Origin of the sequence: Janthinobacterium sp. LS2A, assembly GCF_036543145.1 — a bacterium.
GTDB classification, from domain to species: domain Bacteria; phylum Pseudomonadota; class Gammaproteobacteria; order Burkholderiales; family Burkholderiaceae_D; genus Janthinobacterium; species Janthinobacterium aestuarii.
The window spans coordinates 261099-273874 of the sequence record NZ_JAZHPB010000002.1 but is presented as its reverse complement, the minus strand read 5'-3'; the positions used below and the strand labels follow the sequence as shown (position 1 = coordinate 273874).

The 12776-nt window shown below is 60.2% G+C and carries 11 protein-coding genes; 7 read left to right on the top strand and 4 right to left on the bottom strand.

Features of this window, described 5'->3' with window-relative positions:
• From V3C40_RS07030 to V3C40_RS07015, 4 genes are read left to right on the top strand one after another with little or no spacing between them, the layout of a single operon-like run.
• A complete protein-coding gene (locus tag V3C40_RS07030; RefSeq protein ID WP_331776995.1) occupies positions 1–708 on the top strand; it encodes a glycosyltransferase family 2 protein in 708 nt (235 codons plus the stop codon).
• A gap of 40 nt (positions 709–748) precedes the next feature.
• On the top strand, positions 749–1897 hold the full coding sequence (locus V3C40_RS07025; protein WP_331776994.1) for an NAD-dependent epimerase/dehydratase family protein: 1149 nt from the start codon (positions 749–751) through the stop codon (positions 1895–1897).
• Positions 1894–2445 carry a serine O-acetyltransferase gene (locus tag V3C40_RS07020; protein ID WP_331776993.1) on the top strand — a complete coding sequence of 184 codons (552 nt, stop codon included), beginning with the start codon at positions 1894–1896 and terminating at the stop codon, positions 2443–2445. The genes V3C40_RS07025 and V3C40_RS07020 overlap by 4 nt, the downstream gene beginning before the upstream one ends.
• A complete protein-coding gene (locus tag V3C40_RS07015) occupies positions 2442–3449 on the top strand; it encodes a hypothetical protein (protein ID WP_331776992.1) in 1008 nt (335 codons plus the stop codon). The genes V3C40_RS07020 and V3C40_RS07015 overlap by 4 nt, the downstream gene beginning before the upstream one ends.
• Positions 3450–3491: 42 nt before the next feature.
• On the opposite strand, the gene V3C40_RS07010 is transcribed toward V3C40_RS07015, so the two are convergent.
• Positions 3492–4388, bottom strand: coding sequence for a sulfurtransferase (locus V3C40_RS07010; RefSeq protein WP_331776991.1), 897 nt, complete (start codon positions 4386–4388; stop codon positions 3492–3494).
• Between the two features lie 137 nt (positions 4389–4525).
• On the opposite strand from V3C40_RS07010, the gene dnaE reads away from it, so the two are divergent.
• Positions 4526–8065 (top strand): DNA polymerase III subunit alpha, encoded by a 3540-nt coding sequence (gene dnaE / locus V3C40_RS07005; RefSeq protein WP_070301316.1) that lies wholly within the window; start codon positions 4526–4528, stop codon positions 8063–8065.
• Between the two features lie 61 nt (positions 8066–8126).
• Here the strand turns inward: dnaE and V3C40_RS07000 are convergent, their stop codons facing one another.
• The 3 genes from V3C40_RS07000 to V3C40_RS06990 form a co-directional block, all read right to left on the bottom strand.
• Positions 8127–8357: a DUF6139 family protein gene (locus tag V3C40_RS07000; RefSeq protein ID WP_034747058.1), complete on the bottom strand. Its 231-nt coding sequence runs from the start codon at positions 8355–8357 to the stop codon at positions 8127–8129.
• Between the two features lie 117 nt (positions 8358–8474).
• Positions 8475–9476, bottom strand: coding sequence for a VirK/YbjX family protein (locus V3C40_RS06995; protein ID WP_331776990.1), 1002 nt, complete (start codon positions 9474–9476; stop codon positions 8475–8477).
• A 152-nt stretch (positions 9477–9628) separates the two neighbouring features.
• A complete protein-coding gene (locus V3C40_RS06990; protein ID WP_331776989.1) occupies positions 9629–10450 on the bottom strand; it encodes a MipA/OmpV family protein in 822 nt (273 codons plus the stop codon).
• A gap of 157 nt (positions 10451–10607) precedes the next feature.
• Here V3C40_RS06990 and V3C40_RS06985 point away from each other — a divergent pair, with 157 nt between their 5' ends.
• Positions 10608–11294 carry a response regulator gene (locus tag V3C40_RS06985; protein ID WP_034747063.1) on the top strand — a complete coding sequence of 229 codons (687 nt, stop codon included), beginning with the start codon at positions 10608–10610 and terminating at the stop codon, positions 11292–11294.
• Positions 11291–12679, top strand: coding sequence for an ATP-binding protein (locus tag V3C40_RS06980; RefSeq protein WP_331776988.1), 1389 nt, complete (start codon positions 11291–11293; stop codon positions 12677–12679). Before V3C40_RS06985 ends, V3C40_RS06980 begins: the two co-directional genes overlap by 4 nt.
• The last annotated feature ends 97 nt before the right edge of the window (positions 12680–12776 follow it).

The following is a 12776-nucleotide window of genomic DNA, read 5'->3' as shown; positions in this document are numbered from 1 at the left end:
ATGCCAAAAATAAGCGTTTGCATGGCCGTATATAACGGCGAAAAATATATTCTGGAGCAAATTGAATCGATACTCGGACAACTGTCCGCTGACGACGAATTGATTGTATCGGATGACGGGTCGACCGACTTGACGCTGGAGAAGATCCGCTCATGTGGCGATTCACGCATTCGTATGATCGCCAATGAGCTCGACAAGGGGTATAGCGGCAATTTTGAACATGCCATTCGGCACGCGACAGGCGAGGTGATTTTTCTGTCCGACCAGGATGATGTCTGGCTTGCCGGCCGGGTACAGAAAATGTTGGCCGCTCTGGAACGTTGCGACATGGTGGTGTGCAACGCGCAGTTCACGGACGATGTATTGACACCACTGGATACGACTTTGTTTTCCTTGCGTGGCGGCGGCCAGGGGTTCTGGAAAAATCTGTTTAAATCCCGGTATCTGGGCGCTTGCATGGCCTTTAAGCGTAGCATTCTGCGCAAGGCGCTGCCCTTTCCCGGCAATCGAAAACTGTGCCCGCACGACCTGTGGCTGACCCTGGTCGCCGAACTTTATTATCGGGTCGAACTTATTGAGGAGCCGTTGATCCTGTATCGCCGTCACGGTGCAAACGTCTCGAGTGGCGGTAGTGCCAGTAATAATAGTTTCTTTAAGAAAATGCAGTTCCGGGCATATTGCCTGTTGAAAGTGCTCGGCAGGGCATAACTCCAACTATCAGATTCATTACGTAAGAAAGAAGAATGGCATGAACCAAACAGTACTCATTACGGGCGGCGCGGGTTTTATCGGACAACGCTTGTGCCGCACCTTCCTTGGCCAAGGCATGCAGGTGCGCGTGCTGGACAATTTCAGCCCGCAGATTCATGCGAGCGATGTACTGCCTGACGATCTGGCCGGGAAGGTTGAACTGATCAAGGCCGACGTACGTGACCGCGATGCGATGAAACAGGCACTGACAGGTGTCCATGCCATCGTGCACCTGGCTGCGGAAACAGGCACCGGTCAATCCATGTATGAAATCGACCGTTATTTCAGCGTCAACGTGCAGGGGACCGCCACGATGCTTGATTTGCTCCAGAACGAAGATTGCGCCAAGGAATTGCGTTCCATCGTCGTCGCCTCGAGTCGCGCCGTATACGGAGAAGGTGCTTACCAGTGCGCATCGCATGGCACCGTGTTCCCGCACCAGCGTACGCGCGAACACCTGTCGGCTGGGATGTTTGAGCCTGTCTGCCCTGTCTGCGTCAAGCCGGTGGCGCTGCTGCCGACGACGGAGACGGCGCCGTTCCTGCCGATGTCGATGTATGGCCTGACCAAACAGGTACAGGAACAGGCCGTGCTGTTATTTGCGCGTACCCGCGGCATCAACGGTTTTGGTCTGCGCTATCAGAATGTGTATGGCCCGGGCCAGTCGTTGAAGAACCCGTATACCGGGATCCTGGCGGTGTTTTCGAATCTGGCGCGGCAGAATCAGCTGATCGAAATCTATGAAGATGGCGAAGAGTCGCGCGACTTTGTGTATATCGACGATGTTGTTGAAGCAACGGTGCGCAGTGTCAACCACGCTGGCCCTTTTGTCGGCGCGCTCAATGTCGGTTCCGGACAAGCCACCAGCGTGATGACCGTCGCGCAAGAGATCAAGCAATTCTTTAACAGCGATAGCGAGATCACCGTCACTGGCGCATTCCGCGTCGGCGACATTCGCCATAATATCGCTGATGTTTCGGTTGCCGCTGATGTCCTGGGCTTTACGCCAAGTGTGCAGTTCAAGGATGGCTTGAAGCATTTCCTGACCTGGGCCTCGCAGCAGCCGGCAGAAGACAAGGCCGCCTATGCGCGTTCGGTCAGTGAACTTGCCGACAAGGGGCTGATGGGCTCCAGCCGTCAACCATGACGTTAAAAAAAACCTTGCTGGCCGATCTGGCACGGCAATATGCGGCCAATGGCCAGCCTGGCCGCGTGCCGGGCATCATGGGCGTGATGCTGGGGGCCCTGTCGCCCCGCTTCGCGCCGGTGGTGATTTTTCGGCTGTCCCACTGGTTTTATCAGCATAAGCTGTCACCGCTGGCCAAGCTGTTCTCGTTGCTGAATTTTGTCGTGTTCGGGCTGGAGATTGCCATCCGTTGCAATATCGGCAAGGGATTGTATTTGCCGCACACGCAGGGCACGGTGATCGGCGTAAACAGTATTGGTGAAAATGCCACGATTTACCATAATGTCACCTTTGGTGCGCGAGAAATCGATGTGAATTTCTCCGAGCATTCGCGTCCCACGGTGGGCGATAACGTGATCGTCGGTTCCGGCGCCAAGATTCTTGGCGGCATCATGATCGGTAATGGTGCCCGCGTGGGCGCCAATGCCGTGGTGCTTGCCGATGTCCCAGCAGGCGCCACCGTCGGCGGTATTCCAGCAAAAATTCTCAGGCAAGGCGAAGTCACATGATTCAACAGGGAGCGCGCGTTTTATTTATTTCTCCGCGGACGTTCGATTACGAGAAAGAAATCAAGGCTGAATTGGAACTGGCGGGCTGTCAAGTCGACTGGCATGATGACCGTCCAGCATCGACGCCGCTGGTAAAGGCATTGATACGTTTTCGGCCAGAGTTGGTGGCCACCATGTGCGACCGTTATTTCGACCGTATCATTCATGACGCACGTGGCATTGTCTATGATGTCGTGTTTGTCATCAAGGGCGAAGCTATCTCTGCGGAGCGGCTCAGGATGCTGCGCGAAAGCCAACCAACAGCACGTTTCCTTTACTATTCGTGGGATTCCTTAAAAAATTTCAAGAATGGCGAAGTCAAGCTGTCGTACTTTGACAAGGCATACAGTTTCGACCGGCTAGACACCGTCAATATCCGGCACGTGCGGCACCTGCCTCTGTTTTATATCAGTGTCTATGAAGCGATGGCGGCCAAACAGGCGGAAAAAAACACCAACGATATTGGCATGCTGTTTCTTGGCACCGTGCATTCCGACCGCTACGCCGTAGTCCGGCGCATTGTGGCGGCGGCGCAACGCGTGGGCATGACGCTGCCCGTCTACACGCATTTTTATTATCAAAGCAAATGGGTGATGGCGGTCCGAAAATTGTTTGACCGGGATTTTCGCGCCATACCGTGGAAAGATGTCCAATGGCACTCGCTGAACAAGCAACAGATTCTCGACTTGTTTTCGCGTAGCGAGATCGTGCTCGACATTCATCATCCTGGCCAGACGGGTTTGACGATGCGTACAATCGAATGTCTGGGGGCCGGTAAAAAAATGATCACGACGAATGCCGATGTCGTCAGTTATGATTTTTACCGCCCCGAGAATATCTTGGTGGTGGATCGCCAGGCTACCGACTTGCCCGTAGATTTCTTGCGCACGCCCTGCGTCCGCTTGCCTGAAGATATGTATCGCCGCTATAGTCTGAGAAGTTGGTTAGCTGAAATTTTTGCCTAGTCAGGCTAAGATCGCTATGGCCAGCTTGGGGCCGTAGCGATCTCAGCTCGTCTTTTCCCCGTGACAATGCGGGCAAGACACCTCATACACATATTCCGGCGCCAGTTGCTGGCGCGGGGTAACGACGGCGCGGCAGACGAAACATTGCACGGTTTCCGTCGGTTCCAGTTTCGGGTTCAGGGCCGTGCGGTAGTCGAACACGAAGCAGTCGCCCGTGTAGTGCTCGCCGCCCACTTCTTCGAAATACTTGAGGATGCCACCGTCGAGCTGGTACACGCTGTCGTAGCCGATTTCCTTCATGTGGATCGCGGCCTTTTCGCAGCGGATGCCGCCTGTGCAGAAGGTGACGACGGTTTTGCCTTCCAGCTCGTCCTTGTGGGCGGCGGCCACGGCAGGGAATTCCGTAAACTTGTCGATCCGGTAATCGAGCGTGTTGTTGAACGTGCCCACGTCCACTTCAAAGGCGTTGCGCGTTTCCATCATGACCACGGGTTTGCCCGCATCGTCGACGCCGGCATCTAACCAGCGCTTGAGCGTGTGCGCGTCGACGGACGGGGCGCGGCCCAGTTCCGGCTTGATCAGCGGCATGCGCATGGTGATGATTTCTTTTTTCAGCTTGACCAGCATGCGCTTGTGCGATTGCTCGTTCGACAAGCTTTCCTTCCATTCCAGATCGGCCAGACGCTCGTCGCTGCGCACCCAGGCGAGGAAGCTGTCGATATGCTCGCGCGTGCCCGACAGGAACATGTTGATGCCTTCCGGTGTCAGCAGGATCGTGCCCTTCAGCTCCAGCGCCAGGCATTGCTCCTGATACAAGGGGCGCATGGCTTCCGTATCGTCGAGCGTGATGAATTTATACGCGGCGATATTGACAAACGTGGCGGCCAGCGGGCTGGCGGCGGCGGAAACGGCGGGTGTTGCTGGGGTGATGGCTTGCATGATGGCGATCGGCTTAGACTGAACAGCCGATATTATAAGCCCGACAGGCCAGGCAGGATACCCGGTCCGTACGCGCGACGCGGTAGAATAGACCCCATTGAATTTTGCACGAAACGGTACACAGGATGGAAATGGTAATGCAAGAGGCCGGCGCTCCGGCAGGTTCACAGCAAGCGATGCAGCCCGGTCCTGCTTTCGTCCATTTGCGCGTGCACTCGGAGTACTCGATCGTCGATGGCCTGGTGCGCATCGACGACGTCGTCAAGGCGGCGGCGAAGGACAAGCAGGTGGCGCTGGCCGTCACCGACCTGTCGAACCTGTTTGGCATGGTCAAGTTCTACAAGGAAGCGCGCGGCAAGGGCATCAAGCCCATCGTCGGCGTCGACGTGTGGATCACGAATGACGATAACCGCGAAAAACCGTCGCGCTTGCTGTTGCTGGCGAAAAACCGCATGGGCTATCTGCAGCTGTGCGAACTGCTGTCGACGGCCTGGCTGACGAACCAGTACAAGGGCCGCGCCGAGTTGCGCATCGAGTGGCTGCAGGCGCTGGCGACGAATACCTACGACCTGTACCCGGGCGAAAGCGCGGCCAATGGCTTGATCGTGCTGTCCGGCGCGCACTTCGGCGATGTCGGTACCGCCATCGAGAATGGCAACCTGGCCCTGGCCGAGCGCAATGCGCAGCGCTGGGCCGAGATTTTCCCCGGGCATTTCTATATCGAAATCCAGCGCGGCGGCCAGGCCAACCAGGAAGCGCAGGTGCGCCATGCGGTGGCCCTGGCGGCCAAGCTGGGCCTGCCAGTGGTGGCCACGCATCCCGTGCAATTCATTTCCCCTGAAGAATTTATTGCCCACGAAGCCCGCACCTGTATCGCCGAAGGCGAAATGCTGGCCAATGCCAAGCGCGTGAAACGGTTTAACGACAGCCAGCGCTTCCTGTCGCAGGCCGACATGGCGGAACTGTTCGCCGACTTGCCGGCCGCGCTGGCCAATTCCGTGGAAATCGCCAAGCGCTGCAATCTGACCCTGACCCTGGGCAAGCCGCAACTGCCGAACTTCCCCACGCCGGACGGCATGACGATCGACCAGTTCCTCGTCGCTGAATCGCAGGCGGGCCTGGAAAAACGCTTGTTGCAGCTGTATCCCGACCCCGAGCGCCGTGAAAAGGAGCGTCCGCGCTACGAGTCACGCTTGAAATTCGAGACGGATACGATTTGCAACATGAAATTCCCCGGTTACTTCCTCATCGTGGCCGAGTTTATCCAGTGGGCCAAGGAAAACGGCGTGCCCGTCGGCCCGGGCCGCGGTTCGGGCGCGGGTTCGCTGGTCGCGTATTCGCTGCTCATTACCGACCTCGATCCATTGCAGTACAACCTGCTGTTCGAGCGCTTTTTGAATCCCGAACGCGTCTCGATGCCCGACTTCGATATCGACTTTTGCCAGGAGGGGCGCGACCGCGTCATTCAGCACGTCAAGGATTTGTATGGCAAGGAGGCGGTCTCGCAGATCGCCACCTTCGGTACCATGGCGGCCAAGGGCGCGATCCGCGACGTGGGCCGCGTGATGGATTTCGGCTACAACTTCTGCGACGGCATCTCGAAGCTGATCCCGTTCAAGCCGGGCAAACCCGTGTCGATCGCCGACGCCATTGAAGAGGAACCGCTGCTCAAGGAGCGCCTGGAAAACGAGGAAGAGGTCAAGCAGCTGCTGGACCTGGCGCAGCAAGTCGAAGGCATCACGCGCAATATCGGCATGCACGCGGGGGGCGTGTTGATTGCTCCCGGCAAGCTGACGGATTTCTGCCCGCTGTACACGCAGGGCGGCGATTCCGGCGTCGTGTCGCAGTACGACAAGGATGACGTGGAGGCCGTCGGCCTCGTGAAGTTCGACTTCTTGGGTCTGACGACCCTGACGATTCTCGACCGCGCCGTGCGCTACATCAAGCAGCTCGATCCCGCGCAAGCCAATTTTGATCTGGCCACCTTGCCTCTGAACGACAAACCGTCGTACGACTTGCTGACCAAGGCCAAGACCGTGGCCGTGTTCCAGCTCGAGTCGCGCGGCATGCAGGGCATGCTGAAAGATGCGCGTCCCGACCGTTTCGAAGACATTATTGCGCTCGTGGCCTTGTACCGTCCGGGCCCGATGGACCTGATTCCCGATTTCTGCAAGCGCAAGCATGGCGAACGCTTCGATTATCCCGATCCGCGCACGGAATCGATTCTGTCCGAAACCTACGGCATCATGGTGTATCAGGAGCAGGTGATGCAGATGGCGCAGATCGTCGGCGGCTACTCGCTGGGCGGCGCCGACATGCTGCGCCGCGCCATGGGTAAAAAGAAGGCCGAAGAGATGGCCGAGCACCGCGAGATCTTCCGCGCCGGTGCGGCAAAAGATGGCTTGACGGCGGAAAAGGCCGACGAGATCTTCGACTTGATGGAAAAGTTCGCCGGCTACGGTTTCAACAAATCGCACGCCGCCGCCTACGCCTTGCTGTCGTATCACACGGCTTACCTGAAAGCGCACCACACGGCCGCCTTCATGGCAGCCAACTTGTCGCTGGCCATGGATGACACGGACAAGATCAAGATACTGGTGGAAGACTCGCTCGAAATCTGCAAGCTGACCCTGTTGCCGCCGGATATCAACGAATCCGATTACCGCTTTACGCCGAGCGGCGCGCCGCCGTCCGTGAGCGGCAAGAAAGTCACGCAGATCCGCTATGGCCTGGGCGCCGTGAAGGGCTCGGGCCAGAACGCCATCGAAGCCATCATCGCCGCGCGCGAGGCGGGCGGGCCGTTCACGAGCCTGTTCGATTTCTGCAAGCGCGTGGACAAGAAGCAGATCAACCGCCGCACCATCGAGTCCCTGATCCGCAGCGGCGCCTTCGATTGCCTGAAGGTCGACCGCGCCATCCTGCTCGCATCCGTCGCGTTCGCCATGGAATGCGCCGACCAGGCCGCCAAGGCGGCCAACCAGGTGAGCCTGTTCGGCGGCGACGACAGCGACATGGTGGCGCCGCCCGAGTACGTCAAAGTGCCCGTGTGGACCGATAAACAGCGATTGACGGAAGAAAAGATCGCGCTGGGCTTCTATTTGTCCGGCCACCTGTTCGATTCGTATGCGCCCGAGGCGCGCCGCTTTGCGCGCACGAAATTGTCGGAATTGTCGCCGTCGCGCGAACCGCGCATGATGGCCGGCGTCATCACGGGTTTGCGTACGCAGATGACGCAACGCGGCAAGATCCTCATCGTCACCCTGGACGACAAGAGCGGCACGGTGGAAGTGACGGTGTATGGCGAACTGTTCGACTCGAACAGGAAAATCTTCAAGGAAGATGAATTCCTTGCCGTCGTGGGCAAGGTGTCGGAAGACCGTTTTTCGGGCGGCTTGCGTATCACGGCCGAGAGCGCCTTCGACATCATCGCCGCGCGCGTGCAGTATGGCCGCCAGCTGGGCCTGACCTTGCCGGCCACCCTGGACGCCAAGCGCATCCGCGACGTGATCATGCCGCACCGCGCCGAGACGGGATTGCCGATCGCCGCGCGGGTCAGCCCGCAAGGCGTCAGTTGCGTGCTGCAGTTTGGTGATGAGTGGAAAGTGGCGCCATCGGATGAATTGCAGATGGCGCTCGAGCAAATGCTGGGCGCACAAGAGGTGGCGGTCGAATACTGACCGGCACCGCCCGGCATACAACAAAGCCAAACCGCAGACATGCTGGTTTGGCTTTTTTCGTTTACATGTCTTTCAGGCCCGTGATCGCATAGCCTTTGGCGGCGATCTGCTGGTGCGGCTGTTCGATATGGTAGTCGGGCAAGATCTCGGCATCGTCGGCCACTTCGCTGGCGCGTGTTTCGAGCTGCCAGTCGGTATTGGTTACTTCTTCCGGAATGAGCTTTCCTTCCGGCACGGCGAGGTAGGAAAAAATGCCGTCGTGCTCGGCCCGGCGGTAGATGTCTACGCGCATGAATGCCTCCTAGTAAGCGTTGGGGGAACCGGTGCACCGCAGTGCATGCCGATAGCGCTAGCGTAACAGGATTGTGCCGTGCACGGGTTGTAGCGTGTGCCGCAGGAGGGGCGGTGCTCAGGCGATGGCGGAAGCGTAGTCGTCGTCTTCGCCGAGCATGGCCGATTGCCGCACCCCGCCGGCGGCGGCCGCAGCACCTGCGGTGGCGGCTTGCGGCGGGCTGCTTTGGGCGTCGAGGCCGCTGCGCAGGCAGGCGATCATGGCCAGTGTCAGTTCGTGGCGCTTGCGTGCTTCCGAGCGTTTTTTGGAAGGGATTTCCTGCAGAGCCGGCAAGGGCAGATTTTCGCACGCCAACTCAAAATCGCCATCCTGGCGCGCTTGCGCGCCCAGTTCTTGCCATAGCGCATTGTAGTCGGCGAACAAACGGCCCTTCTTGGCGGAGTGGTGCACGGCGCGGTTGATATTGCCGACAAGCAGCATCTTGCGGCAGCCGTGTTCGTATCCCAGCTGGCGCACCAGGCGCACCATCAGGGTCTTGGGGCGCATGCCGTGCAAGTCGCGCGTTGCCTCGCGCACGCGGTGCGCGCTATCCTCGCCCTTCGGGCCTTGCAGGCAGCCGATGCGCATGCCCAGGGTGGCGCGCAGCTGGCTGCCGAAGAAGGAAAAGGCGATCGAATAGAGCACATCGTCGTCATCCATCAATTGCAGCACCATCTCGCCTTCGCGGTCCATCGGATGCAGCGAACACAGTTGCAAATGGTAGGGCGCGCCCGACTTGCCCGCCACCGTGCCCAGGCGTACGGGTCCGTGCGCCGCTTGGCTCATCAGCTTGCCCCAGCCCTGCTGCAAGATGAAATGGTAGTGCTCGGCCAGCAACTCCACGCGCTGCTGGCAATTCAAGGTCAGGCTCAGGTACGGGCGGTAGACCTTGTGGATCATGTGCGGATAGGCTTGCACCAGATCATGAAACACCGGATGCGAGTTCAGCAGTTGTAGCCAGCGGCGGGTCTGGCGCTGTTGCACGCGGGCGCGCAGATGCAGCTTGAGCAGTTCGCGCCAGCGGCGCATGCCACTCGGCATCGCCATCAAGCCGTCAGACAGGGTAATAGTTGGCATCATCGTGGCGTGGAGTTACAAGGCAAGGCAAGGCAAGGCGTGCCGCATGCATGGGAGGGATGGTCATGGTCGGAAAACCATGTCATCTTATGCACGCCATCTCCTCCTGTAAATTGGCGAAACAGCGTACGGGTTCCCCTTATGCCAGCCCTGTTTTAATAGCGGTAGGTGACATACACGGCGCCGATTGGCGAGGTCTTGCGCTGCACGATGGGGCTCTTGGCCGCGTCGCCCAGGCGGCTCTCGACGCCGACCAGGGTATTGATGCCCCAGCGCGCATCGAAGCGGTGCTCCCAGTTGACGGTGGCTTGCGCTTCATAGAAACCGGCCTTGGGCGTATATTGCTTGAACGAGGTGTTCGCGGCCTGGGTGGCCGTGACGCCATACATGGTCTGCACGTATTTGCGCTCGCCCCAGGCCAACTGGCCGCCGATGGTCACGCTATCCTTCTGCACGCCCTTGGCATCGGACCTGCCGTAGACCTGGCCCGTCGCTTCGAAATGCACGTTTGCACCGTTTTCGCGGTTCGACAGGGGAATGTCGCTCGACACGCTCAGCGACAGGCCCGGCAATGGCGAATAGCCCACGCTGAGCAGGGCGCTGGCGTTGCCCTTGACTTCGCCCATGCCCTTCAGATAATCGCTGCCGCCCCAGCCGTTGGCGCCATTGCGTTTGTGGTCTTCGCGGTTGCCGCGGTAGCCCAGCGCCGCGCTGTAGCTGAGGGGGCCTGCCTGGCCGCCATAGCCGATGCCGCGCGACGTGCTGAAGAACAGGCCATTGGCCATGGCGTAATCGAGAATGATCAGCGGCGAGGCCGACAGCTTGTCGGCGCCGGAATAGCTGGACACGGCGGCGACACCGCCGCCGATGGTGAAGACATTTTCCGCAGCCGGTTCGGCCGCCGCGGCAGCCAGGGGATTCAAGCTCAGGCCGCAGGCCAGCGCCAGCGAGGTCAACAAGGTTGTAGATGCGTGCATGGAGTTTTCCGTCAGGTGGAGAACCGAGGCCGGAGTGGCTCGATTGACTGCGGACAGTATCTGTCCTTGCCATGAAGGAAAAATGAGCCTTTTATTAAGATTGCATGAAGAGCGCGTCTTTACCCTTTCTTCAGCTTGCGGTGGTTTAATACTGACCATGAAGATACTGCTGATTGAAGACGATATGGACCTGGGCAACGGCGTGCGGATCGCCTTGCGCGACCAGGGCATGCAAGTGGTCTGGGTGCGCAGCCTCGAGGATGCGGCGCGCAGCATCGAGCACGACAGTTGCGAGCTGGTGCTGCTGGACCTGGGCTTGCCCGATGGCGATGGCCTCGATTTGCTGGCCCGGCTGCGCGCGGCTCGCCTGCCCGTGCTGATCCTCAGCGCCCGCGACACGCTGGAACAGCGCTTGCGCGGCCTCGACGGCGGCGCCGACGATTACCTGGTCAAGCCCTTCGTGCTGGCCGAGCTGCTGTCGCGCGTGCGCGCGCTGGCGCGCCGCAGCTATGGCTTTGACGGCGACACCATTGAGTTGCGCGGCCTGCTGCTGCAGGTACCCACGCGCCGTGTCAGCGTGCATGGCCGGCCTGTGGAACTTACCGCCAGTGAATATGCGCTGCTGAAGACCTTGCTGATGCGCGCCAACCGGGTCATCACGCGCCGCGTGCTGGAAGAACATATCCTGCCCGGCGGGCTGGCCAATGCCAGCAATACCCTCGATGTGCACATGGGCAACCTGCGCCGCAAGATAGGCGAAGGGTATATCCGTACCGTGCGCGGCGTCGGTTATGTCATCGACCAGCAGGGCGAACCTTCCACCGCGCCAGGTGCTGGCGCATGATGGGGCGTTTCTGGGCCATGCTGCGCCGGCCTACCCTGGTGCGCCGCCTGATGATGGCGCAAATGCTGATGCTGACCATGGTGTGGAGCCTGGCCGTGGCGTATGTGATGGTCGAGGGGGCGGACGAAGCGAGCAATGTGAGCCGCGGCGTCCTGCACGCCATTATCAGCGTGGCCGATAACCTGGCCGAGCAGCCGCAGCGCCAGGAACAAAGCTTGCGCGCCATCGACGAAGCCTTGCGCGAAGAGTTTGAAACGGGACAGGTGCCGGAACTGGCGCCGCGCATCCTGGTCTGGCGCGAAGGCAAGCTGGTCTACAAGTCGCCCGATGCGCCCAGCGGTATCCGCAGCGCCGGCCCGGAGCAGATGGAAGTGGTGTACATCAAGGGCCAGGCCTGGCGCAGCCGCAGCCTGGCCGAGGGCAACACGCGCGTGACGGTGCTGGAAGCGGGAGGCGCATGGCAATTGTTCATCACGATCAATTCACGCGGTTACTACCTGCTGCCGTTGCTGATCAGTCTGCCGTTCCTGCTGGTGCCGGCCTGGCTCTCGATCCGCCTTGCCATGCGACCGTGGCGCAAGCTGGCGCAGGAGGTGGCGGCGCGCGGGCCGCAGGATTTGCGGCCGCTGGCGTTCAAGCCGCCGCATGGCGAACTGGCGGCACTGGTCGACAATATCAATGCACTGCTGCAGCGGGTCGACGCCAGCGCCGCGCGCGAACGCAGCTTCATCGCCGATGCCACGCATGAGCTGCGCACGCCTCTGGCTGCCATGCGCGTGAATGTCGAGGCCTTGCAGGGCCAGGTACATGATGCGCGCCAGCAAGAGCTGCTGGACGGTATCTTGAATAGCGGCAACCGGGCCGCGCGCCTGGTGGGCCAGCTGCTGCAGCTGACGCGCAGCGAAGTGCAGGCGGGCGCGGGCGAGTTGCCGCGGCGGCAGGCGCTCGATACCTTGCTGCAAGACCGCCTGGCGGCCCTGTCCGGACTGGCCCAGGCGGGCGATATCGAGCTTGAGTTGCAAGCCAGCGTCTCGCTCAGCGTGCCAGGACAGCGCGAGAGCCTCGTTTCGCTGATCGACAACCTGGTGGAAAACGCCATCAAGTACAGCCCGCGCGGCAGCAGCGTGACGGTGTCGCTGCATGCGGAGCGGGGCCAGGCCGTGTTGCATGTGGCCGACCAGGGACCGGGCATCGCGCCGGCGCTGTATGAGCGCGTGTTCGACCGCTTTTTCCGCGCGCCGCAGCAGGCGCAGCCTGGCAGTGGCCTGGGCTTGTCCATCGTCGCTTCCGTCGTGCGCCAGCATGGCGGTACGATTCAGCTACACAGCGGTAACGGTGGCCTGGGCTTGCTGGTGGAGGTGCGCTTGCCCTTGGCCATAGCCTGACTGCGTCGGTAGGTCTCGTCGTATTGCATGAAAATTATTTCATGTGCATATAACGCAAGATGACATGGCGTGGCGCACGCTTGCGATGCATAATGCG